Here is a 23,741-nt window from a genome sequence, read left to right as displayed (position 1 = left end):
GTCACTCCAACTCCGCCCGCAGCGCCGCGTTCATCGCCTCCACCGGCGCGTCGGCACCGGTCCAGATCTCGAACGCCTCGACCCCCTGAAACAGCAGCATCCACGCCCCGTCGATCGTCGTCGCACCCGCGGCGGCCGCCTCCCGAAGGAGCCGGGTCTCGATCGGCGCGTACACCGCGTCGAGCACGGCGAGGTCCCCGTGGAGGTGGTCGGCGGGGACCGGCGTCGCCTCCGGCTCGTCCATCCCCACGCTGGTCGCGTTGACCAACACGTCGGCGCCGGCGACGCGATCGCCGAGGTCGTCGAGCCCGCCGCCGGTCGCGCCGGGGACCGCCTCGGCCAACTCGACCGCCCGCTCCGCGGTGCGGTTCGCGACGTGGACCGCGGCGCCAGCGTCGGCCAGCGCGAACGCGGCCGCTCGTCCCGCGCCGCCCGCCCCGACGACGACCGCGTCCCGTCCGTCGAGTTCGATGCCATGGTGGGCGAACGCCCGTTTCACGCCCGTAGCGTCGGTGTTGTGCCCTCGAGGGCGATCGGCGTCGCCCTCGCGGACCGGCGCGAAGTCGACCGTGTTGACCGCGCCGATCCGCTCGGCGAGCGGGGCGGGGTCGACTGCCGCGAGCGCGTCCTGTTTAAAGGGAACCGTGACGTTGAGCCCGGAGACGCCGAGCGCGCCGGCCCCTTCGATCGCCGCGACGGCGTCGTCCGGGGCCGGCTCGAACGTCAGGTAGCGCGCGTCGATCCCGAGCGTTCCGTAGCCGGCCTCGTGCATCGGCGGCGACAGCGAGTGACCGACCGGGTGCCCGATCAGTCCGTACACGTCCATACCCGATTACGCGGCCGCGACCGACTAAAGAAGCGCGGTCGTCTCATCCGGCTGCTCCCTGCCTCACTCCACGTCAGTCCGAGCCTCGCTCTTGGTCCGTCTTCCGGTCCGTGTCGATCACGTCCTCCAGCGTCTCCGTGCCCACGTCGCTCGCGAGTTTAACCCCCACGAGCGAAACCACGATGCCGCCGACGATGAACGCCGTGAGCTGCTGGACCGGACTGACGGCGACGCCCCCCATCTCGAACGGGTCGATGATCGCCTCCTGTGCGAGGAAATAGCCGGCGAATCCGCGGACGACCAAGGCGACGGCGGCGATGACGAACGGCAGGTTGAGGTACGGCGTGCGAATCCCCTCGTCGCGGATCAGCTCGTCGAGCAGTCGCCCGACCGCCGCGGTCACGCCCGCGACCGCGAACCACGGGACGGCGGCGTAGGTGAACTCGACCGCCCCCACCAGCGCCGGGGCATCGCCCAGATCCGACGCGGAGAGCACGCCGAAGAAGCCGCCGACCAGCGCGAGTCCCCCGGCGACGACGTACGTCACGACCGAGACTTGGCCGGCGTACAGCGCCTCGCGGACTCGTTCGGGCATCCCGGCGACGAACCGGTCGATCGCGAGGCCCTTATAAAGGAGCGCGCCCCCGAGCAGCCCGGCGACGCCCGCGATCGCCTCGCCGGCGGAGAACCAGTAGAACAGCGCGGGCACCAGGAGGAGCGCGACCCCGAACGGAACGAGGATCGTCGACCGGAGCTGCTCGTCGGCGAGGAACTGCTTGAGCAGGTAGTAGGTCGACTCGATGTCGCGGGCCTGCCGGACCACCACGCGGTCGACGGAGTCGACCGGCATCCGCGACTCGACGATCGGAAGCACCTGCTCGTCCTCGGCGGAGTCGACGACGACGATCGCGGCGCGGGGGTCGTAGCGATCCACGAGATCGTCGAGCTGGGCGGCGATCGAACGGTCGGCGCCGACCGCGGTGTCGCTCTCCGCGGAGACCACGGCGACCACCGCCTCCTCGCGCTCGTCGCGGAGGTCGCGGGCGACCCGCAGCGATTCGAGCAGACAGTTGACGCTGGCGTCCTCCGGGTCGCTCAGTCCGGCGTCCGTGACGAGCGAGCGGACCGCCTCCCAGCCGGCGACCGGCATCGGGACGTTGGTAGCCCGTCCGATCGCCCCGGAACGGTCGATACAGATGACCAGCGTCGTCACATCTGAACTCTCAATCCGCCCGGATAAAAAGCTCCCCGTCGGCCGGGGTCGACGCGACCGTTCCGGTGATCCGGACCGACCGGCCTACCGCAGCTCGACGTCGACGTCGCCGCCCTCGGTCGAGAACACGCTCGCGGCACCGTTCCCGGCCGCGAACGCGACGCGCTCGGCTCCGATTCCGAGCCGCTCCGCGATCCCCCGCTCGGGCGTGAACTCGCGGATCTCGGGCTCGGCGTCGATCAGCTCCGCGAGTCGGTTCTCCACGTCGTCTTCGGTGCCGAGCTCGTCGACGAGCCCGATCTCGGCCGCGTCGCTGCCGAGGTAGACCCGCGCCTCGGTCTCTCGGATCGCCTCCGGGTCCATGTCTCGGCCCTCGCTGACCGTCTCGACGAACTGCTCGTAGTAGCCGTCGATGATCCCCTGGAGGTACTCGCGTTCGTCCTCCTCGATATCTCGGAGCGGGACGCCCGCGTCTTTGTACTCGCCGGCGGTGAACTGCTCGTAGGAGATCCCGAGCTTGTCGGCCAGCCCGGCCGCGTTCGGCCGGGAGCCGACGACGCCGATGGAGCCCACGAGGCTCGCGTCGCGCGCCCACAGCTCGTCGCAGCCGCTCGCGATCCAGTAGCCGCCGGACGCGCAGGTGTCGGTGGCGTACGCGAGCGTGGGACCGTCGAAGTCGGCCGCCGCGCGCCGGATGTCGTCGCTCGGAAGCACCTCGCCGCCCGGGGTGTTGAGCTCGACGACGAGCGCCTCGACGTCCTCGTCCTCGTCGGCCGCCTCGATCTGCTCGACCACGTCGTCCGCGGTCGCCCCGCCCGGCCTCGAGAGCGGAGACGGGCGACCGGTGTCGCGGGTGATCGGCCCCGAGACAGTCACCTTCGCCGCGTTGTACTCCTCGGACTCGCCGAACCGACCGCGGGTGAGTCGGGAGAGAAGTTGCTTGCCGGCCAGCGTCGCCGTCGCGCCGATCACCGCAGCCGCGAGAAGATTCGTCCCGTTCGAGCGGGGGTTGCGTTCCATGCCACCGATTAGGCGTGTGGCCGTTTATAAGTGCGGTCGGAGACGCGCGAGTCGCCGCGAGCCAGGTCGCACACCGACGTGTCGCAACGCCGGTCCGCCATGTTGCGACCGGGGGCCGTTCGCCCCCACGCCTCAAAGAGTGAATTTTTGTAACCATGTGATGACGGAAGTCACAAGGATGGGAGGGAGCGAGGACGACAATACGTTCGTTCAGTACGGTATCGATGACAAACCACCGCTCGGGAAATCACTCCTTCTGGGCGTGCAACACTATCTCACGATGGTGGGGGCGAACATCGCCGTCCCCCTTATTCTCGCCGGCGCGATGGGAATGCCGGACTCGGTCATTCCGCGGTTCGTCGGCACGTTCTTCGTCGTCTCGGGGATCGCGACCCTCGCGCAGACGACGTTCGGCAATCGCTACCCGATCGTACAGGGAGCGCCGTTCTCGATGCTCGCGCCTGCACTGGCGGTCATCGGTGTCGTGACGGCGAATCCCCCGGAGGGCATCGTCGCCTGGCGGGCGGCGCTCCTACAACTGCAAGGCGCGATCATCGTCGCCGCGCTCGCCGAGGTCGCGATCGGGTATCTCGGACTCGTCGGACGGTTGCGAAAACACCTCTCACCGGTCGTTATCGTGCCGGTCATCGTGCTTATCGGCCTGTCACTGTTCAACGCGCCCGATATCACGACAACGAATCAGAACTGGTGGCTCGTCGGTCTGACGCTGGTCACCATCGTTTTGTTTTCGCAGTACCTCGGGGAGAAATCGCAGATCTTTCAGCTGTTTCCGGTCCTCCTCGGTATCGTCGTCGCGTGGATCCTCGCCGCGGCCCTGTCGGTCTTCGGCGTCTTCGAACCGGGCACACCCGGCTACATCGATCTGGCGAGCGTCGCCGCGGCCGAACCGGTCCATCTCATATATCCGCTTCAGTGGGGTGTTCCAAGTGTTACGCCTGCGTTCGTCATCGGGATGCTCGCCGGTGTCGCCGCCTCGATCGTCGAGTCTATCGGCGATTATCACGCCGTCGCTCGCCTCTCCGGCATGGGTGCGCCGAGCAGCGAACGGATGACTCACGGCATCGGCATGGAGGGTCTCATGAACGTCTTCTCCGGCGTGATGGGTACTGGCGGGTCGACCTCGTACTCCGAGAACATCGGTGCGATCGGTCTCACCGGTGTGGCCTCACGCTACGTCGTCCAGATCGGCGCCGCGCTCATGATTCTCGTCGGGTTCGTCGGCTATTTCGGCCGGCTCGTCGCCACGATTCCCAGTCCGATTATCGGCGGTCTCTACATCGCCATGTTCGCCCAGATCGTCGGCGTCGGCCTCTCGAATCTCAAATACGTCGATCTCGACTCGTCGCGCAACATCTTCATCATCGGGATCGCGCTCTTCTCCGGGCTGGCCATCCCGGAGTATCTCCGAAGCGTCGGGAGCGCGACCGCCTTCCAACAGGGACTCGCCGACAGCTTCCTGCTCGGTCCCCTCCTCGGTGCAGATGTCGTCGCGAACACGATCTACGTCATCGGATCGACGGGCATGGCCGTCGGGGGACTTATCGCGTTTCTCCTCGACAACTCGATCGCGGGAACGGCTGCGGAACGCGGACTCACCGCGTGGGAGGACGCGACCGAAGCGGACGCGGATTTCACGTCCGCGTACGATCGGTTCGTTTCCGAAGAGGAGACGACCCGCACCGACTGATCGCTTTTTAAGGAGATTCACTCGAACGAAGCCCGAGACGACCCGCTCACGGTGCGCAGCTAGCGCGTCTGAACGTGACCCGCGGAGCCGATGCTGGGCGCCTCGCGGAAAAACCGCAGAAACGTCGCTTCGACCGAACTACAGCAGACCGGTCTTCTGGAGCTTCATCAGGTCCTCGGTGTCGAGCGTCTCGCCCTCCTTGAACTTCTGGTAGATCTCCTCGGCCTCTTCCTTCTCTTCCTCGCGCTTCTCGGCGCGCTCGTCTTTGCGCTCCTTCTCCTCTTCCTTGTCGAGTTCGCGCAGGCGCTTCTGGACGCGGACGAAGTCCTCGTGGTGCTGGTCGGCGGCCTCTTGGGCCTCGACGAACAGGTCGTGCATCTCGTCGGCCTCGTCGCGGATGTCGTCGGCCTCGCGGTAGGCCTCGATCATGTTGTTGTGATGTTCCTGGGCCTTGTCGGCGAGTTCCGTCACCTTCTGGTGGTGCTGGGACGCCTCGGAGCGGACCTCCTCGGCCTCCTCGACGAGGTCGTCGAGCTCGCTCGTGTCGTCGACCTTCTCCTTCTTTTCGGCGAGCTTCTCGCGTTTCTCGTCGATCTTCTCGATGAGCTCGCGCTCGTCCTCGGCGTCGAGGACCTCCGTCTGCTGACGGAACTCGAGGTCTTCGATCTCCTCTTTGAGCTCCTCGATGGACTTGCCAGAGCCGAGCTCCATGTCCTGTTTGAGATCCTCGACCTCGTCGAACAGCTCGTTGGCGTCGGCGTTGAGCTCGTTGCGCTTGTCCTTGTGCTCTTGGACCTGCTCGTTGAGCTCGTCGCGGTTCTCGCGGTGTTCCTGTGCCTCGTCGACCTTCTCGCGCGTCTTCGCGTTGAGGTCGTCGCGTTTGGAGGCGCGCTCGGAGGCCATCTGATTCAGCTCGTTCCGTCGGTCGCGCAGCTGCCCGGCGCGTTTGATGAGCTGACCCTTCGACCCGTTGTCAAGGTCGTCCTCAGAAAGGTCCACGTTGTCCGCCTCGTCCATCGCCTCGATCTCGTACTGTTCGATGACTTCTTCTTTCGTTACCATTTTTTATCTCTCCATCACCGCTCCGGGGATGGCGAGCGCTCGCTGTCGTGCGTCAAGCCGTACATAAGAGCTCCCGTTCATTTCAGCGTGCGATCCCACCAGCGCCGGAGGCGTTCTGGTATCAAATACTACCGCGGGCCGATATATAAACACTTCGGTGGTTCGGGTGGAAACCGGTAGCATGGAGCGTATACCCGCGGATCCGTGGTTACTGATCACATACCAAGTAATATATATCAGCCTTCTGCAATCTCGTACGAGAGCACGATCCCGTCGTCGAGTCGTTCGGTACCGACCAGGTCGAGCCGCGGGAACGACTCGGTGAACCCCTCGCCGTCGGCGAGGGTTGGGGCGTCACGGCCGCCGATCACCATCGAGCCCACGTAGGCGTGGAGCTCGTCGACCACGCCGGCCTCGAAACACGAGTAGATGATCTCGCCGCCGCCCTCGACCATCAGCCGGTCAACGCCCCGCTCCGCCAGCGCGTCGATTCCCGCCGCGAGGTCGACGTGGTCGTCGTCGCTGTCGTCCCCGCTCTCGACCACGACGACCTCGGCGCCGGCATCGCCGAGGGCTTCGCGGCGCTCGAACGGCGTCGCCGGAGAGACGAGCAGGTAGGTCGTCGCCGCGTCGTCGAGGATCCGGGCGTCGGTCGGCGTCCGCCCGGTCGAATCGACGACGACGCGGGCGGGGTTGCCGGGACGACCGTTCCGGAGGCGTTCGACGCGCCGGTCCTCCTCGTCGAGCGTAAGGTGTGGGTCGTCCGCGAGAACGGTCCCGACCCCGACCAACACCGCGTCCGCGGCCGCCCTGATACGATCGACGCGGTCGAAGTCTTCCGACCCCGAGATCCGGAGCTGTTCCCGGCGGCGCGTCGCGAGCTTCCCGTCGGCGCTCTGGGCCGCGTTGACGACGACGTGCATACGCGAGGGTCACGCGGGTGGGGAATGGTCGTTTCGGTCGCTGGAGCCCGCCCCTCACTCAGTCGCCCACAGCCCCGCCGCCACAATCGCCGCGAGCGCGAGCGCCCCGGCGAGCAGCCCAAACGCGGGCCGGAACCCGGAGACGTCGGCGACGGCGCCCACGGTCGCGGGGGCGAGCGCGCCGGCGCCCATCAGCAGGGTGCGGACCACGCCGAGCCCGCCGCCGGCGAGTCGGTCGGGGAGCGCCTCGACCAGGAACGCGCCTCGAACGGGGCGGAACCCGTGCGATCCGAGGCCGAACGCGACGACGAGGACCCCGAGGACGATCGGTCCCGCTCCCGCTCCTGTCTCCGCTCTTGCGAGGGCGACGGCGCCGACGAGGGCCGCGGCCGCGAGCGCGAGCGCAGCGACCATCACGGGGAAGCGACCGAGTCGGTCGGAGAGGTCGCCGGAGACGAGCTGGACGAAGGTGACCGCGAACAGCGCGGAGTACAGCAGGTTCGCGGTCGCGGTCGACAGCCCGGCGGCCTGCGAGAGGTACAGCGGGAAGAAGGCGACGGCCCCGTTGTACGCGAACGAGAAGGCGATCGTCACGAGTACGAACGCCGCGATCCGGCGGTCCTCGAACAGCACCAAGTACTCACGCGGCCCCGGCTCCGGTCCCTCTCGCTCCGGGCCGCGGTCGGCGTCGGCAGAGAGCTGTCCCGGAACGTGGAGAAAGAAGACCACCGCCATCGCGAGCGCGACGACGCCCGTGACGACGAACAGGCCGCGCCAGTCTGCGCCCGGGAGCCGCGAGAGGAGGGCGGCGAGCGCGGGCGGCGCGGCGACGAAGAGGGTGACCGCCGCCGGCGCCCCCATCCCGCCGAGCGCGCCGACGGTGTCGTGGGCGCCGAGCGCGCGCCCGGTCCGGACCGGGTACACCCGCGAGAGCAGTCGTATTGCGACCGTTTTGTGGGCGCCCGTTCCCGCTCCGAGCACCAGCATCGCTCCCGCCAGCACCGCGAAGGGGGTGTCGAAGAGCAGCGCGAAGGAGCCGACGCCCGCCACGACCGCCCCCGCCGCGATCACCCGAACGGCCCCGACGCGGTCGGCGAGCGCTCCGCTCGGGAACTGCAGGAGGGCGTAGACGGCCATGAAGCCCGAGAACGCCGCGCCAACGGCCGCATTACTCACCCCGTAGCTCGCTTGCAGGGGCTCGAACAGCGGCGGGAACGCGTACCGTACGAACTTCCCGAGAAACCAGATCAGGGACGTGAGAACGAGCACGTCGTACTCCCTGATCCGACCGAAGTTCATCGCTCGTGGATACCTGAGTCACGGTTATAAAGGGCCGGAACCGGTCGGATGGTGCCGGTTATCGATCGAGGAGTTTTCCGCGACGGCGACGATTTATAAATCGGAATGCGGTGGCGCGTGCCGCCGAGCGCCCGAAGGGCGCGAGGTGCACGCGCGAGGGAGTCAGTCGTCCGAAGCAACGCGGAGGACGACTGACGAGGCTGGGGAGGCGTGAGGTGCGGTTGCGGTGCGGGGTGGGACTCAAAGGGGCAGCCGCGAGGACGAAGCTCGGCGACGCAAGCACCGCAACGAGGGAGCGAACAGCGTGAGCGACTGAGTGGGGAGCGCAGCGAGTCGCGCGAGTCGTCGCGGCTGGGGCTTTGGAAGTGTTCACCGTCGCTCCAGTTTCAACCGCTTATAAGCGAGCGGCTGGGGCTTTGGAAGTGTTCAGCGACAGGCCGTCACCAGCCGTTTATAAGTCACTCAGTTATGAGGTCGACACCGTTTTCTCGCCCACCGGCGATCCACGGACCGTGTCCGATCCAACCGCACACCACGTCGGGATCACCGTCGCCGACCTCGACCGCGCCGCCGGCTTCTACACCGAGACGTTCGACCTCGATCTCCTGGCCGAGTTCTCGGTCGGCGGCGACGCCTTCGCCGAGGCGGTCGCCGTCGAGGACGGGTCGGCCGAGTTCGCGCACCTCGACGGCAACGAAGTGATCATCGAACTCGTCGCGTACGACCCCGCCGGCGACGCGAACGAGGCCCCCGAACTGAACCGCCCCGGCGCGACCCACCTCGGCCTGTCCGTCGACGACGTGGAGGCGTTCTACGCCGACCTCGACGACGGCGTGGAGACGTTGAGCCCGCCGCGAACGACCGAGAGCGGCACGACGATCCTGTTCGTCAGGGACCCGGAGGGGAACCTGATCGAAGTGCTGGACGCGTAACCGACCCCCCTACTTCGCTCAGTCTTTCGACCTCGCTCGTTGAGGGAGGGGCTTTGATGTGGGACTCGCCTTTTGTTGTCGCCGGGGAGGAAGGTCGTTCCTCGCCCGTACCGAACGACCTTCGGGGTCGGCATCCCCACCATTCTGGGGCCGGGCTACTGCGGCCCGTGATACCGGCGACGTGTGCGACGATATCACTAGGTATTGGTACGGCAGTCACCAAAAAAAAGTGTATCGGATAGCGAGTCAGATGGCAGAAGCCACATTGTCCGTTCCCCATCATGTCGGCTTCCTCCCCGGCCTACTCGCTTTGTGCTTCCGACCAGTCGGAAGCCCTCGCTCCTTGAGGCCGGGGGCTCCGCCTCGAAAGATGCTGAACGGCCCGGCGCCGTCGCCCGCGCTTTCGCCTTACTTCACCTTCGTTCCCGGCCCGGCGTCCTCGTAGGTCGTGAGGAGGTCGGCCTCCTCGCCGGCCGCGAGCACCATGCCGTTCGACTCGACGCCGAACAGCTCCGCTTTCTCCATGTTCGCGAGCACGACGACCTTCGTGTCGGGCAGGTCATCGACGTCGTGGAGCTGCTTGAGCCCGGCGACGATCGTCCGGGTCTCGGCGCCGAGGTCGACGCGGAGCTTCAGGAGGTCGTCGGCGCCCTCGATGCCCTCGGCGTCCTCGATCCGGCCGATCCGGATGTCGAGTTCCTGGAAGTCGTCGAAGCTGATGCGGTCGTCGCTGAGGGGTTCGATGTCGGTCATGTCGGGTTCGGCAGTCGTGTCTGTGTCGTCGTCAGTGTCGTCGGTGGTGTCGTTCTCGTCGTCGCTGTCCGCACTCTCGTCGTCGCCGTCGCTTTCGTCCGCCTCCCCGCTGTCCTCCGCCTCGGCGACGCGCGCCTCCAGCTTCTCGTTGAGCGCCTCGACGCGCTCGTCTTCGATCTGCTCGAACAGCTCCGTCGGCTCCGCGAGGTCGCCCGTGGGGCCCTCGCGGGCCGCTTCGACGGTGACCGCGTGGACCGAGCCGTCCTCGCCGAGCTGGTCCCAGAGCCGTTCGGTCTTCTCGGGGGCGATGGGCTCGAACAGGACCGCGATCGCCTTCGCGATCGCGACGCAGTCGTGAATGACCTGCGCCGCTTCCGCGGGCTCGTCGTCGACGAGCTTCCACGGCTCGCTGCGCTGGATGTACTCGTTGCCGTATCGCGCGAGGTCGGTGACGGCGTCGCCGACCGCGCGCACGGAGTAGTCGTTGACGGCGGCCTCGAAGTCGGCGACCGCCTCGTCGATCCGCGCAGCCACCTCGTCGCTCGTCGCGTCTGCGATGGGCGCGTCGTCGTAGTTGCGGTGGGCGAAGAGGAGGGAGCGGTAGAGGAAGTTGCCGACGGTCCCCACAAGCTCGGTGTTGACGCGGTCGCGAAACTTCTCCCACGAGAAGTCCACGTCCTGCTGGAACCCGCCGTTGGTCGCGAGGTAGTAGCGCAGCGGGTCGGGATGGAACCCCTCGTCGAGGTACTCGTCGGCCCAGACCGCCCGATCTCGACTCGTGGAAAAGCCCTTGCCGCCCAGGGTGACGAAGCCGCTCGCCATCACCGCGCGCGGCTCGGTGTGGGCCGTCGCCTCTAACATCGCGGGCCAGAAGATCGTGTGATGCTGAATAATGTCGCGACCGATCACGTGGACGATCTCGCCGCCCTCGGGATGCGCGTCGCTCGCGCCCTCCTTCCACGCGGCCTCCCAGTCGAACGTCTCCGCGCCGACGCGCTCGGAGTACTGCTTCGTCGAGGAAATGTACTCGATCGGGGCGTCGACCCAGACGTATAAGACGAGGTCCTGCGGGTCGGCGGCTTCGCCGCCTTCCCGAGGCGACTCCGTCGCCTCGCCGCCCGGCATGTCGATCCCCCAGTCCATATCGCGGGTGATACACCAGTCCTGGAGCCCCTGCTCGATCCACTCGCGGGGCTGATTCCGGGCGTTCGAGGTGCCCTCGAGCCGGTCGAGGAACTCGGAGAGGTACTCGGAGAACTCGGAGACCTCGAAGAACTTGTGGGTGCGCTCGCGGTACTCCGCGGGGTTGCCGGTGATCGTCGACTCCGGGTCTTCGATCTCGCCGGGTTCGAGGTGGCGCTGACAGCCCTCGTCGCACTCGTCGCCGCGGGCGTGCGCGCCGCAGTACGGGCAGGTCCCCTCGACGTACCGGTCCGGAAGGAACTGGTCGTCGACAGGGTCGTACGCGACCATGATCGCCTTCTCGTAGAGGTGGCCCGCCTCGTCGAGGTCGCGGACGAGCTCTTGTGTGACCGCCGTGTTCGTCTCGTCGTGGGTGTGGCCGTAGTTGTCGAACTCGACGTTGAACTTCGGGAACGTCGCGGCGTACTGCTCGTGCCAGTCGAGCGCGAACCGCTCGGGGGAGACCCCTTCCTGCTCGGCGTTGACCGCGACGGGGGTGCCGTGCATGTCCGAGCCGGAGACGAACGCGGTCTCCTGACCGAGTCGTTCGAGCGCGCGGCTGTACACGTCGCCGCCGACGTAGGTTCGGAGGTGGCCGATGTGGAGATCGCCGTTGGCGTACGGCAGTCCACAGGTCACCACCGCCGGGTCGTCCGTGGGGAAGTCGTCGTGGCTCATGTGGTGTGTGTATGTCGTGTCGGTCGATCGGGCCTAAAGCCCGCTGGTTCGGAAGTGTCTCGGCCGTTTTAAATACCGAACGGCCATCCGTCCGGTCGAACAGGAATGGACTGGCAGACGACCCCGTACGTGCTCCTGCTGTTCTTCACGTCGCTGACTGGACTCGCGTGGGCGCTGTACGGTATCCGCTCCGCCAGAAACGGAACCCGGACCCCGACGGTCCTCGCGTTCGTCGCGCTGTGCGTCACCGGTTCGATCTGGGCCGGGATGTACGCCGTCCAACTGGCGGCGCCGACGCTCGAGGCGAAACTCGCCGCGTACAAGCTGTTGCACGTCGGCGCGGCGCTGGTTGGGCCGGCGTGGTTCGCGTTCGCGATGAGCTACGCCGGCCGCGCCGACTACCTCACCCGCTCGACCGTCGCGGCGCTCGTCGCGATTCCGGTGGCGCTGATCGTCGCCCTCCCGACGAACCCGTACTCGCTCGCGCTGACTGACACTTCGCTCGTCACGACCGGGTCGATAACGCTGCTCGTCACCGAGAGCGGTCCGCTGTACCAGCTTCACCTCGCGTACTCGTACCTCATCATCGTCGTCGGAGTTGGGGTCATCCTCCGCGAGTCGCTCCGCTCGGCCCCTCGCGTCCGCCAGCAGGCCGGACTGATGGCCGCCGGGGCGGTCGTGCCGCTCGGGCTGAACGTGGCGCACGTCCTCGCGCTCGGTCCGCTCGGCGAGTTGCAGGCGGTCAACCTGACGCCGGTGTCTCTCCTTCTCTCGACGCTGCTGTTCGGGGTGGCGGTGTTCCGCTACCGGCTCCTGGACCTGACCCCGATCGCGGCGCGGATCGTGCTGACGCAGATCGGGGACGGTGTGGTGGTCGTCGACCGCACGGGATCGATCGTCGACGTGAACCCCGCGGCCGAGGCCCTCGTCGGCGACCGCGAGCGCGTCGTCGGAACCGACCTCGCGGCGCACGTCCCCGACTACGACCGGCTCCCGCTCAACGAGTCACCCCTCACGACGGTATCAACCGATGACGGCGAAGCGTTCTTCCAGCTCGACCGGTCGCCGATCGAGCGGGGCGGAACCCGCTACGGCTGGGTGGTCCTCATGCGGGACGTGACGGAACTCGAGACACAGCGGCGGGAGCTCGAACGGCAGAACGAGCGGCTGGACGCCTTCGCGTCGGTCGTCTCACACGACCTCCGAAATCCGCTTTCGATCATCGACGGCTACGCCGACCTCGCCAGAGAGACCGGGGACCCCGAACACCTCGATGTGATACAGGACACGGCCGCTCGGATGAACGACTTCCTCGAAGACCTCCTCCGGCTGTCTCAGCAGGGCGACACCGTGACGGAACCGCGAGAGGTGTCGCTCGCGGGCCTCGTCGCAGAGGTGCGCGATTCGACGGGAGACGAGGGCCTCGACGTCACCGTGCCGACGGACGTGACGGTGACCGCGGACCGCGACCGTCTCCGGCAGGTCCTCGACAACCTGTTCCGGAACGCCCGCGACCACGCGGACGGCCCGGTGACCGTGACCGTCGGCCCGCTCACCGAGGGCTTCTACCTCGAGGACGACGGGCCGGGCATCCCCGACGCGGACCGCGATGCCGTCTTCGACGTGGGGTTCACGACCCGCTCGGACGGGACCGGCCTCGGACTCGCCATCGTTCGGGACATCGTCGAGGCGCACGGCTGGTCGATCGCCGCGACCGAGGGATCGACAGGCGGCGCCCGATTCGAAATCACTGGCGTCGACGTTCGAGCGGCCGCCAAGTAGCATTCAGATCAGCCCGCGAACGATTCGCGCCGCCGCCGCCGCGGTCGGCGCGAGCACGTAGACGATCGGCTCGACGCCGACCGCGCCCGTCTGGTAGAGGACGAGGGTCTCGTCGCTGTCCGAAGCGTCGGCCGCGGCGACCGCGTCGGTGACCGCCTCCCGGGTCGGACGCTCGGGGTCGAACTCCACCGTCGGGTGGTCGGCGGCGAGCGCCTCGACGGTCTCTGGGGCGTACCGCACGTTCACCGCGCCGCGGGCGGTCGCGCCCGCCTCGCGCGCGGCGAGCAGCACCGTCGCGACGTGTTCGCTCACGCCGAATTCGGGCTCGCCCGGGACCATCGCCTGCCCCTTCACGTCGACGAGGCGACCGGGCACCGCAGCGACGTCGTCGATCGTCCGCGCGTCGTCGAGGCACTCGGCGACGTTGGCGCCGACGTTCGGGATGAGCCCGGCGAAGCCGGAGGCGTTCGTCAGGGTCTGGAGCCCGCGCCGAACCGACGAGAGGACGCGCTCGCGCTCGCGAAGCCCGCTGTCCGGGTCGTGGACGACGAACTCCACCTCGGCGTCGGCGAGCGCGGGCATCGCCTCCTCGTGGAGCTCCGCGAGGAGGTCGCCCTCCTCCAGCCGCCGGATCAGCACCTCGATCTCGACGAGTGCGGCGACCGGCGTCATCTCCCCCGCAGCGAGCCCCTCGCCCACGCGCTCGACGAGTTCGCGCACGCGTTCGTCTGCGACGATCCGGTCGTGGCGGGCCACGTCGCCGTGGGCGTACTTCGAGACGGCCGACTGGGAAATGCCGAGCGCGTCGGCGACCTCGCGCTGGGTGAAGCCGCGATCGCGGAGGTCCTCCGCCAGCATCGAGCGGACGGTCGGGAGGAACTCGTCGACGACGACCTCTTCGATGAACTTCACGTGTCGCCCTCCGTGGCGGTTTCGCCCTCCGTGGCGGTTTCGCCCTCCGTCTCTTCGTCTCCGTCGGCGCCGAACTCCGGATCGGCGCCAATACGGGAGGCCTGCGGGCCGTCCTGGTCCTGGTACTTCGAGCCGCGCTCGACGCCGTACGGCCGATTCGCGGGCGACTTGAGCTCCGTGAAGATGAGCTGTGAGACGCGCATCCCGGGCGTGAGCGCGACGGGCGCGGTGCCGAGGTTCGACAGCTCGAGCGTGATCTGCCCTTTATACCCCGGATCCACGATCCCCGCGGTCGCGTGGATGACGATCGCGAGCCGCCCGAGCGACGACCGGCCCTGTACGGTCGCGAGCAGGTCCGGCGGGATCTCGACGCGCTCAGTCGTGGTCCCGAGCACGAAGTCGCCCGGGTGGAGGATGAACTCCTCGCCCTCGGGGACGTGCGTCTCCGTGACGTAGTCGCCGACCTCGTCGGCCTCGGTCGGGTGGATACAGGGGATGTTCGTGCGCTGGAACTCCAGGAAGCGCTCGCCGAGCCGCAGGTCGACGCTCGCGGGCTGGACCTGCTGGTCGACGTCGTCGATGGGCTCGACCACGAGGTCCCCCTCCGCGAGGCGGTCGAGGATGTCCGCGTCCGACAGGATCATGTCGGGAGAGGGGCCCCGACCGGGTTAAAAACTCCCGAATCCGCGGACGGTCCTCACACCGCCGCTATCAAGAGATCGAACACGCGGCTTACCGGTCGATCGCAATCAGACGGGGCGATTGCGACTGCCATTTATAAGGCGTACTGCGGTCGGCGCGTGCCGGTGAGTGGCCGATAGGCCACGAACCGCACGCGCGAGGGAGTCGGTCGTCCGGAGCAACGCGGAGGACGACAGACGAGGCTGGGGAGGCGTGAGGCTGCGGTTGCGGTGCGGGTGGGACTCAAAGGGGCAGCCGCGAGGGCGAAGCTCGGCGATGGAAGCACCGCAGACCGCGAACGAAGTGAGCGAGCGGTCAAGGAGCGCACCGAGCCGCGCGAGTCGTCGCGGCTGGGGCTTTGGCGGAGTTCGTTGTCGATCCGCTGTCAACCGTTTATAACTGAACGGCTGGGGCTTTGGCGGAGTTCGTTGTCAATCCGCTGTCAACCGTTTATAAACGACCAACCGGCGCGTCTCGATCGCTCTCACTTATTAGTACCGTCCGACCGAACACCCACGCAATGAGCCGCAACGACGAGATCGCCGGTCTCTTAGAGGAGTTCGCCGACCGGCTCGAAGCCACCGGCGTCGAGTACAAGCCGACCGCCTACCGCCGCGCCGCGGAGAACGTCCGCGAACACACCGGGCCGATCGAGAACCTCGCGGGGGAAGGCGAGGACGCCGTCGCCGAGATCGACCGCGTCGGCGACGCCATCGCGTCGAAGGTCGTCGAGTACTTCGAGACCGGCGAGATCGAAGAGCTGGAGGCGCTCCGCTCGGAGCTGCCCGCCGACATCGGGGCGCTGACCGCGGTCGAGGGCGTCGGCCCGAAAACGGTCGGGAGCCTCTACGAGGCGCTCGGAATCACCACGCTCGACGAACTCGAAGCGGCAGCCGAGGCAGGTGAGATCCAAGAGGTCTCCGGCTTCGGAGCGACGACAGAGGAGAACATCCTCGACAACATCCCGTTCGCGCGCGAGGCCCGCAAACGCACTCGGCTCGGCGACGCCCGCCCGGTCGCGGACGCCGCGCTGTCGTACCTCGACGACCTCGACGCGGTCGCGTCGGTCGAGGTGTGCGGCTCGATCCGACGCTGGAAGGACACCATCGGCGACATCGACCTGCTCGTCGCCAGCGACGCGCGCGATCCCATCGTCGAGGCGTTCACCGACTGGCCCGAGGCCGACGCGACGATCGAGGCCGGCACCGGGAAGGCGAGCGTCCGCGCGAGCGGCACCCGGGTCGACCTCCGGATCGTCGACGACGAGGAGTTCGGCGCCGCGCTTCAGTACTTCACCGGCTCGCGCGCTCACAACGTCGCGGTGCGCAACCGCGCGATCGACCGCGGTCTGAAGCTCAACGAGTACGGCCTGTTCGACGTGAGCGATATCGACGACTCGGACGCCGCAGGCGACGACGGGGCGGACGCCGACGGCCAACGCGTCGGCGAGCGCGTCGCCGGCGCGACCGAGGACGGCGTCTACGAGGCGCTCGACATGGAGCCGGTTCCGCCCGAGCTCCGGGAGGACAACGGCGAGGTCGAGGCGGCCGCCGGGGGGCGACTCCCGCTCCTCGTCGAGCCGACCGCCCTCCGTGGAGACCTCCACACGCACACCGACTGGTCGGACGGGGGGTTCTCGATCGTCGAGATGGCGAGGGCCGCCGCCGAACGGGGGTACGACTACCACGTCGTCACCGACCACGCGACCGGACCGGGGATGGTCGGTGGCGTCGGTCTCGACGAGGACGCGATCGAGTCGCAGGCCGCGGCGGTCGCCGAGGCGGCCGAGAGCGTCGACATCCCGATCCTCCACGGGATCGAGGCGAACGTCGACGCCGATGGCGACCTCTCAACCGCCGACGAGACGCTCGCCGCTCTCGACTTGGTCGTCGCGTCGCCTCACTCGGCGCTCGGACAGGACGCCGAGGCCGCCACCGAGCGATTGGTCCGAGCCGCCAAACACCCGCACGTCGACGTTCTCGGCCACCCCACTGGCCGCCTGATAAACGAACGACCGGGACTCGAACCGGACGTCGAGGCGATCGTCACGGCGGCGGCCGACGCCGACACCGCGATCGAAGTGAACGCGAATCCCGCGCGCCTCGACGCCGACGGCGAGTTCGTCCGTGCGGCGGTCGAGGCGGGCGCGACGATCGCCGTGAACACGGACGCGCACTCGCCCCGTGAGCTGGACAACGCCACGTACGGGATCCGCACCGCCCGTCGGGGGTGGGCCGAAACCACCGACGTGCTTAACGCCCGGTCGCTCAACGGGCTGCGGTCGTTCCTCTTGTAACCCCCGGGCCCCGAGCGAAACCGGTTTGCCCGCGACGCGCCTACTGTCTCGTAATGGACCGCGAGCAGGCCGTCGACCGGCTGGAGACCCTCGTCGACCGCGTCGAACGCGAGACCATGCCGGTCCCCGTCCGCGAGGTGTGGGCCTTCGGCGACGTGGCGCTCGGGCTCGACCCGGTCGAACGGCTCGACGTGTACCTCACCAAGGACGTTATCATGGGCGGCGATCGCGAGGCGGCCGCCGACTTCGCGGCCGAGTACGGCGTCAAGGGCGTCGGCACCTCTGTCCGCGCCGAGTGGGCCGAGGCGCACCCGGACCGCGTCCGCACGAGCGACAACGGGTACGCGGCTCCCCACAAGTGCCTCGCGGCCGAGCTCGTGGCCGACAGCGAGGGACAGAGTCCCTCGGGCAACCGGGCTTCGCCCGGTGACAGCCGGACGCAGTCCGGCGACAGCGAGCCGATCCACCTCGAAGTGTGTAACGCGAGCTTCGAGGACAACGTGCGCCAGCGTCTGAAGGGGGCGCTCGCCCGCGACGCCTACGAGGAGGTGCTCGACCCCCGCGGGGTCTGTCTGTGGGTCGACGGCACCCGCGACGAGGAGGCGTTCGATCGGCTGCGCGAGGCCTCCCTGGCGATGCCGACGCTACCCGCCGCGCTCGGGATGCTCGGCGCCGACGAGGGAGTAGCGAACGAGGCCGCAGACGTGCTCAAACGACAGCGGGCCGAACAGGAGGGCGCGTCGGTGCGCGGCGACATGGTCTGAGTCGGGTCGAGCAGGCGAGCGCGTTTATAAGTAATCGCCGAGCAGCGGCTGGACGCGCTCGCGGGTGTCCTCCGGGATCGCCTCGGTGGGGGTGTTGACGGTGCCGTCGAGCGCGGTGTGGGCGTCGCACTCGAACTCGTCGGGAAGCGTCCGAACGGCCTCCTCGACGGCGGCCTTGATCGCTTTCTGGTTCTGCTCGGCGTTTTCGAGGACCTCCGCGAGCGTCACCTCGCTGTCTTCCTTCCACACGTCGTAGTCGGTGACGCCGGCGATCGTCGCGTACGCGATCTCGGCCTCGCGGGCGAGCTTGGCCTCCGGGATCGCGGTCATGCCGACCAGGTCCCACCCCTGCGCCTTATAAAACTCCGACTCCGCGCGCGTCGAGTACTGCGGCCCCTCGATACAGACGTAGGTGCCGCCCTTCACCACGGTCGTGTCGTTGCCGTCGTCGCCGTTGCCGCCCACGGCCGACTCCGCGGCCTCGGTGAGGTGATCGACCAGCTCGGGGCTGTACGGGTCCGCGAACGGCTGGTGGACGACGACGCCGTCGCCGTAAAAGGAGAGGTCGCGATGCTTCGTCCGGTCGTAGATCTGGTCGGGGACGACGAGCGTGCCCGGCTCCAGCGCTTCCTTGAGACTCCCGACCGCGTTCGACGCGAAAATGTGGGTGACGCCGGCCTGTTTCAAGGCGTACATGTTCGCGCGGTACGGGAGGTCGGTGGGCGAGACGCCGTGGTTCGAGCCGTGGCGTGGGAGGAAGGCGACCTCTCTGCCCGTGTCTCCGAACTCGCCGATCGTGATCGCGTCGCTGGGCTCGCCGTAGGGCGTGTCGTACTCGACCTCGCGCACGTCGTTGAGGGGCAGCGCCTCGTAGATGCCGCTGCCGCCGATAAAGCCGATAGTGCTCATACTCGGAGTGCGCCCGCCCGCTACTTATACAGACTGAAAAAGGGCTACAGCAGCCACCGAACCGCCGCCAGCGCGAGCGCGCTCACGACGAGTAAGTGGACGAGGACGGCGCCGACGGCGGCGCCGCCGACCTCGCGCATCTCGCGGAGCCGGATCGAGAAGCCGAGGCCGACGAACGCGAGCGTGAAGAGCGCGTCCGACACGCGCCCGATCGACTCCAGCGCGGCCGGCGAGAGGAGCCCGCTGTTCGCGAGCGCGGCGACCACGAGAAAGCCGAGCAGGAACTTCGGGAACTCCGCCCACAGCCGGCGCACGCCGGGCTCCGTCGCCGACCGCGCGGTGTACGCGAGCGAGTAGGCGACGGCGACGCCCCCTAAAAGGGAGTTGCGCGCGAGCTTCGTCACAGTCGCCCACTGGCCCGCCTCCGGCGAGTGCGCGAACCCCGCGGCCGCGACCGGGCCGGTCGAGAACATGCTCACGCCGGCCCAGACGCCGAACTGGCGGCCGGTGAGCCCGAGCCACTCGCCCGCGATCGGGAACGCGACGAGCGTGACGGCGTCGAACAGGAGGACCGTCGCCGCCGCGAACGTGATCGCCGACCCGCGCGCGTCGAGGACGCGGCCGATCGCGACGACCGCGGAGACGCCGCAGATGCTCGCGCCGGCGGCCAAAAGCGAGGGCGTCGTCCCGTCGAGCCGGAAGAGGAGCCGGGCGATCGCCTCCGCGAGCAGGAGCCCCCCGCCGACGGCGACGACCACGAGTCCGAGGACGGTCGGTCCCGCAGCGAGGAACTCCTCGACGACGACCGCCGCGCCGAGCAAGACGATCCCGGTCTCCAAGAAGAGCTTGTCGACGCCGACGCCGGGCTCCGCCACGTCCGGCGTTCCCACGGTGTTGCCGAGGAGCGCACCGAGTCCGACCGCGACGACGAGCGGCTGGAGCCCGTCGACCGCGCCGGCGACGAAGTGCGAGAGGAGCGCGCCGGCGGCGAGCAGCGCGAGCCCGGGGAGGTACGGCCGAGCGGCGGCGAGGACGCCCATCAGAAGAGGCCCACTGCCTGTCCCGCGGCGTGGGCGGCGACGACCCCCAGCCCGAGCGCGAGCGCCTGCCAGCCGCGATCGAGCGCGAGCCACCGGTCGACGATCGGCGAGTCGGTCCCGTCGGCGGCGTCCGTCCGGTCGCCCGGTCCGTCGGCGGCGTCCGATACCATGTGTGGGGATCGCCGCGCTCGGTATATATAAGGACGGAAGCACGCGGTTCGAGAGAAAACGGCGAGGCGCCCGGCGTCGGATCGAAAACACAATCGGCGTCCGGTGTCGGACCGAAAAAGGCACGTCACGGGGCCGTGTCGTGTTCATAATCGATGGCCACCACCCAGATCAAAGACCCCGTCCACGGCTACGTCGAGCTGCCGGACGCGCTCGTCGAGGGCGTCGTCGACACCCGGCCGTTCCAGCGGCTGCGGTACGTCCGCCAGCTCTCGGCGACGCACCTCGTGTATCCGGGCGCGAACCACACCCGCTTCGAGCACTCGCTCGGCGTCTACCACCTCGGCCGGACCGTCTTCGAGAACCTCCGTCGGCAGTCGTACGTCACGCGGGGCGCGACGACCGACGAGTTAGAGGAGATCCAGCGCACGCTGGAGTGCGCCTGTCTGCTCCACGACGTCGGCCACCCGCCCTTCTCGCACCTCTCAGAGGGATTCCTCGACGAGGGGACGCTCCGAGAGCGCGTCACGGAGACCGGTCTGGTCGACGCCTTCGATTCGGCCGGCGTCGGCGGTGCTCCGCTCCGATCCGCGAGTCCGCACGAACTGCTCGGCTGCGTGATCATCGTCGAGGAGTACGGCGACGCGCTCCGCGCGTTCGACGTGGACCCCTTCGAGGTGTGCGCGTACGTGCTCGGCTACAGCCTCGCGTACGAGCGCGGCGAGCCGTGGCAGTACGGGGTCGGCGCGCAGCTGCTCCACTCGCCCATCGACGTGGACCGGCTCGACTACATCACCCGAGACAACTACATGACCGGCGCGGGCGTGTTGAGCTTCGACGTCGAGCGCATGGTCGACGCCTACACCGCCCATCCCGAGGAGGGGCTGGCACTCACCGAAAAGGCGCTGTCGACCATCGGCAACTACCTCGAAGGGCGGATCGCGCTGTACATGTGGGTCACCCAACATCACAAGTCGGTGTACGCCAACCGGCTCCTGCAGGCGATGCTCGGCGAGTACGAGGCCGAGACCGGCGAGAGCTCGGTGACCGTCGACGGGATCTTAGACCGCGAACTCGACGACAACACCGTGCTCGAACGCCTCCGGGTCGCCGCCCGCGAGAACCCCGACTCGACGCTGGCGTCGATGTACGACCGCTTCCGCGGGCGGCGCTTCCCGGCCACCTGTTGGAAACACCGGATCGCGCTGGCCGACCGGGTGGGAAGCGACCTCGCCGGCACGGAAGGCGGGCCAGACCTCGACGAGTTCACGGCGTGGCTCACCGACGGCGATGACCGCTTGGAGCGGCTCCTCGCCGACGCCCTCGACGTGCCGGTCCACGAGGTGTGGATCGACCGGTCGTACGTCCCCGCCTACGACCCCGACGAGCTGGAGGACATCCCCATCGCGTACGGCGGAACAACGCGATCCGTCGGCGACTGGGGGCTGTACGGCGACCGCGCGTTCGACGTGCCGATCCCCTTCGTGTTCGTCCCCGACGGGACGAAGCGGCGGGCGATCCGGGTGCTCCGGGAGGCGTTCGAGCGGGAGGTCGGCGAAGAGACGCGGGCGTGAAAACGAGTCAGCGAGCGGTGTCATTTATAAGACGATGGATGTCGGTCGAAATGCGACCGTTATCGGCCGGGGGCATTCCCCGCGGCGCCGTTCGCGGCGTCGCTTGCGCCCGCAGCCGCCTCGCTTCCGCCGGGAGTCATGCCGCTGATCGTCTCGCCGATCCCGCCCGCCGCGTTACCGGCCGTGGAGCCGATCTCGGAGAGGATCTGTTGCACGAACGCGGGGGCCTGCGAGGCGGCGTCCGCCGGCGGACCGGCCTGTAAAGCCACCTGAGCCGCGTCGGTTGCGAGCGTTGCCGTCGTGAGCGGATCTGCTTCGAACATTGCGACTCGTCGTCGCGGGTGAGTGGATAAAAGGGGCGAAGGCCCTGCAGCCGATTTTGGCGCGATTTGGGCCGATTTTAGCCGGTCACAACCGACTCAAATCGGATAGCGGCGTCGCGCTCGGCAGCGAGCCGTACCGAGCGGCGATCCGGATGGTTCCCCGCGGCGCGCGTCGACCCGACCGGATCAGTCGTCGGCTTCGGCGGGGACGCGGTCGTCGGAGTCGCCCGCCTCGGCCTCGACGTCGCCACCCTCGTCGTCGACCCGCGGGAAGTTCTCGATCGTCGCCTCGCGGAACGCCGCCTCGTCGAACTCGTGGTCCGCGTCGAAGAAGTCGAGGACGGTCTGGACGTCCGTCATCGCGTTCTTCAGCGCGGTCGAGGCGCCCGGCGAGGGCGTGATGTTGAACAGGACCCCGTCACCGGTGATCTTCGCTTCGCCCATGTCGAGCTCCTTGGTCTCCGTGTTGACGATCTGGGGGCGCACGCCGCCGTACCCCTTCGCGCGCTCGATGTCGTCGATATCGACGCTCGGCACGACCTTCTGGACGTCCGGCAGGAACGCGCGTTTCCCGACCTCGGGGATGTCGTACACGAGGTTGCGCACGACGTAGGGGAAGAGGATCCGGTCCGAGAGGATGTTGACGTAGCTCAGAACCGAGGCGGGCGAGAAGCCGAACACGTCGGCGAAGTCGCTCACGGTCGAGAGCCGACCGCGTTCGAGCGCCGGGACGAGCTTCGCGGTGGGCCCGAAGCGGGTGACCCCGTCGTCGTGGACGTCGGCGTCCCCGTGGACCGCGGCAAACGGGAGCTTCTTCATCTGCAGCGTGTACACCTTCCCGTTCAGCAGATCGGGGGCGAGGAAGAAACTCCCCGCGACCGGGAGCAGCGACATGTGCTCGCCGTACCCCATCTCCTTCGCGAACTGGAGGCTGTGGGAGCCGGCGGCGACGACGACCGCGTCGGCCTCGAAGTCGCCGTCGTCGGTCTCAACGGTGAAGCCGTCCCGGCCATCGTCGACGTTCTCGACCGCGGTGCCGAGGTGGACGCCGACGCCCTCCTCCTCGCGGGCGGCGTCGACGAACGACTTCGCGACCGCGCCGTAGTCGACGACGTAGCCGTCCGGCGTCTGAAGCGCCTTGAGCTCCGTGCCCGGCTCGCGGCCCTCGACGACCTTCGGCTCTAACTCCTCGATCTCCTCGCGGCCGATCTCGCGCAGCTTCGGGTAGAGGTCACCGAACCCGTTCTCGCGGTAGCGCTCCTCAAGCTTGGCGACCTCCTCGTCGCCGACGCCGAGCACCATCTTGCTGCGCTTGCTGTGCATCTCGCGGTCCGGGTCGGTCCCCTCGAGGTAGCCCGCGAGCAGCTCCGCGCCCTCCTTGACCTCCTCGGCCTTTTCGAGGGTGTAGTTCGTCTCGATGTCGCCGAAGTGCAGCGTCTGGGAGTTGTTCGTCCGATCGGAGTTGATTGCGGCGATCTCCCGCTCCTTCTCTATCAGCCTCACGTCGTCGATGTCGGTGAACTTCGCCACCGTGTACAGAAGCGACGCGCCGCTGATTCCCCCGCCGACGATGATCAGATCAGTGTTCTCGGACATGCGTGGTGAAAGCTCTCACTCATCGAAACGAACTCGTCCGTTAACGTTCTTGCTATCTTTCGACGCTAATCGGCCGGGAGAGGACCTACATTCGTCGTTT

Annotated in this window: 20 protein-coding genes; 6 read left to right on the top strand and 14 right to left on the bottom strand. The window is 68.3% G+C overall.

Features of this window, described 5'->3' with window-relative positions:
- Nucleotide 1 precedes the first annotated feature (1 nt).
- From ACNS88_RS08395 to sppA, 3 genes are all read right to left on the bottom strand, one after another.
- Nucleotides 2-826, bottom strand: coding sequence for a shikimate dehydrogenase (locus ACNS88_RS08395; RefSeq protein WP_435095746.1), 825 nt, complete (start codon nucleotides 824-826; stop codon nucleotides 2-4).
- A 73-nt stretch (nucleotides 827-899) separates the two neighbouring features.
- The gene (locus ACNS88_RS08390; protein ID WP_435095743.1) at nucleotides 900-2,039 is read right to left on the bottom strand and encodes a DUF373 family protein; all 1,140 of its coding nucleotides are present in this window, start codon (nucleotides 2,037-2,039) and stop codon (nucleotides 900-902) included.
- A gap of 84 nt (nucleotides 2,040-2,123) precedes the next feature.
- Entirely contained in the window at nucleotides 2,124-3,059 is a 936-nt protein-coding gene (gene sppA / locus ACNS88_RS08385) for a signal peptide peptidase SppA (protein ID WP_435095740.1), read from the bottom strand.
- A gap of 160 nt (nucleotides 3,060-3,219) precedes the next feature.
- Here sppA and ACNS88_RS08380 point away from each other — a divergent pair, with 160 nt between their 5' ends.
- On the top strand, nucleotides 3,220-4,767 hold the full coding sequence (locus tag ACNS88_RS08380) for a uracil-xanthine permease family protein (protein WP_435095737.1): 1,548 nt from the start codon (nucleotides 3,220-3,222) through the stop codon (nucleotides 4,765-4,767).
- Nucleotides 4,768-4,905: 138 nt separating this feature from the next.
- On the opposite strand, the gene ACNS88_RS08375 is transcribed toward ACNS88_RS08380, so the two are convergent.
- From ACNS88_RS08375 to ACNS88_RS08365, 3 genes are all read right to left on the bottom strand, one after another.
- Entirely contained in the window at nucleotides 4,906-5,829 is a 924-nt protein-coding gene (locus tag ACNS88_RS08375; protein WP_435095734.1) for a coiled-coil protein, read from the bottom strand.
- 236 nt (nucleotides 5,830-6,065) lie between these two features.
- A complete protein-coding gene (locus tag ACNS88_RS08370) occupies nucleotides 6,066-6,752 on the bottom strand; it encodes a 2,5-diamino-6-(ribosylamino)-4(3H)-pyrimidinone 5'-phosphate reductase (RefSeq protein WP_435095731.1) in 687 nt (228 codons plus the stop codon).
- Between the two features lie 54 nt (nucleotides 6,753-6,806).
- Nucleotides 6,807-8,051 (bottom strand): MFS transporter, encoded by a 1,245-nt coding sequence (locus ACNS88_RS08365; RefSeq protein ID WP_435095728.1) that lies wholly within the window; start codon nucleotides 8,049-8,051, stop codon nucleotides 6,807-6,809.
- Between the two features lie 512 nt (nucleotides 8,052-8,563).
- On the opposite strand from ACNS88_RS08365, the gene ACNS88_RS08360 reads away from it, so the two are divergent.
- On the top strand, nucleotides 8,564-8,983 hold the full coding sequence (locus ACNS88_RS08360) for a VOC family protein (protein ID WP_435095725.1): 420 nt from the start codon (nucleotides 8,564-8,566) through the stop codon (nucleotides 8,981-8,983).
- A 408-nt stretch (nucleotides 8,984-9,391) separates the two neighbouring features.
- Here the strand turns inward: ACNS88_RS08360 and metG are convergent, their stop codons facing one another.
- Nucleotides 9,392-11,596 (bottom strand): methionine--tRNA ligase, encoded by a 2,205-nt coding sequence (gene metG, locus ACNS88_RS08355; protein WP_435095722.1) that lies wholly within the window; start codon nucleotides 11,594-11,596, stop codon nucleotides 9,392-9,394.
- Between the two features lie 105 nt (nucleotides 11,597-11,701).
- Between metG and ACNS88_RS08350 the strand changes: the two genes are divergently transcribed.
- A complete protein-coding gene (locus tag ACNS88_RS08350; RefSeq protein ID WP_435095719.1) occupies nucleotides 11,702-13,378 on the top strand; it encodes a histidine kinase N-terminal 7TM domain-containing protein in 1,677 nt (558 codons plus the stop codon).
- A gap of 3 nt (nucleotides 13,379-13,381) precedes the next feature.
- Here ACNS88_RS08350 and ACNS88_RS08345 read toward each other — a convergent pair whose 3' ends face one another.
- Nucleotides 13,382-14,290: a thiamine-phosphate synthase family protein gene (locus ACNS88_RS08345; protein WP_435095716.1), complete on the bottom strand. Its 909-nt coding sequence runs from the start codon at nucleotides 14,288-14,290 to the stop codon at nucleotides 13,382-13,384.
- The gene (gene dcd, locus ACNS88_RS08340) at nucleotides 14,287-14,934 is read right to left on the bottom strand and encodes a dCTP deaminase (protein ID WP_435095713.1); all 648 of its coding nucleotides are present in this window, start codon (nucleotides 14,932-14,934) and stop codon (nucleotides 14,287-14,289) included. The genes ACNS88_RS08345 and dcd overlap by 4 nt, the downstream gene beginning before the upstream one ends.
- Nucleotides 14,935-15,491: 557 nt before the next feature.
- Between dcd and polX the strand changes: the two genes are divergently transcribed.
- Complete coding sequence (polX, locus tag ACNS88_RS08335; RefSeq protein ID WP_435095710.1) at nucleotides 15,492-17,267, top strand: DNA polymerase/3'-5' exonuclease PolX; 1,776 nt, start codon at nucleotides 15,492-15,494, stop codon at nucleotides 17,265-17,267.
- A 53-nt stretch (nucleotides 17,268-17,320) separates the two neighbouring features.
- On the top strand, nucleotides 17,321-18,031 hold the full coding sequence (locus ACNS88_RS08330) for a DUF7095 family protein (protein ID WP_435095706.1): 711 nt from the start codon (nucleotides 17,321-17,323) through the stop codon (nucleotides 18,029-18,031).
- Between the two features lie 24 nt (nucleotides 18,032-18,055).
- On the opposite strand, the gene mtnP is transcribed toward ACNS88_RS08330, so the two are convergent.
- Genes mtnP through ACNS88_RS08315 form a run of 3 tightly spaced genes read right to left on the bottom strand, consistent with a single transcriptional unit; the run spans nucleotide 18,056 to nucleotide 20,150 of the window.
- Entirely contained in the window at nucleotides 18,056-18,940 is an 885-nt protein-coding gene (mtnP, locus tag ACNS88_RS08325; protein ID WP_435095700.1) for an S-methyl-5'-thioadenosine phosphorylase, read from the bottom strand.
- Between the two features lie 44 nt (nucleotides 18,941-18,984).
- A complete protein-coding gene (locus ACNS88_RS08320; RefSeq protein ID WP_435095697.1) occupies nucleotides 18,985-19,980 on the bottom strand; it encodes a YeiH family protein in 996 nt (331 codons plus the stop codon).
- Complete coding sequence (locus ACNS88_RS08315; RefSeq protein ID WP_435095695.1) at nucleotides 19,980-20,150, bottom strand: hypothetical protein; 171 nt, start codon at nucleotides 20,148-20,150, stop codon at nucleotides 19,980-19,982. Before ACNS88_RS08315 ends, ACNS88_RS08320 begins: the two co-directional genes overlap by 1 nt.
- Before the next feature lie 153 nt (nucleotides 20,151-20,303).
- On the opposite strand from ACNS88_RS08315, the gene ACNS88_RS08310 reads away from it, so the two are divergent.
- On the top strand, nucleotides 20,304-21,722 hold the full coding sequence (locus ACNS88_RS08310) for an HD domain-containing protein (protein ID WP_435095693.1): 1,419 nt from the start codon (nucleotides 20,304-20,306) through the stop codon (nucleotides 21,720-21,722).
- A gap of 59 nt (nucleotides 21,723-21,781) precedes the next feature.
- Here ACNS88_RS08310 and ACNS88_RS08305 read toward each other — a convergent pair whose 3' ends face one another.
- Both ACNS88_RS08305 and ACNS88_RS08300 read right to left on the bottom strand, forming a co-directional pair.
- Nucleotides 21,782-22,045, bottom strand: coding sequence for a hypothetical protein (locus tag ACNS88_RS08305; protein ID WP_435095691.1), 264 nt, complete (start codon nucleotides 22,043-22,045; stop codon nucleotides 21,782-21,784).
- 186 nt (nucleotides 22,046-22,231) lie between these two features.
- The gene (locus tag ACNS88_RS08300; RefSeq protein WP_435095690.1) at nucleotides 22,232-23,641 is read right to left on the bottom strand and encodes an FAD-dependent oxidoreductase; all 1,410 of its coding nucleotides are present in this window, start codon (nucleotides 23,639-23,641) and stop codon (nucleotides 22,232-22,234) included.
- Nucleotides 23,642-23,741: the final 100 nt, after the last annotated feature.

The sequence above is a fragment of the Halorubrum shenae genome (genome assembly GCF_051194165.1).
Classification (GTDB): domain Archaea; phylum Halobacteriota; class Halobacteria; order Halobacteriales; family Haloferacaceae; genus Halorubrum.
This window is presented reverse-complemented; position numbering and strand designations above follow the sequence as displayed.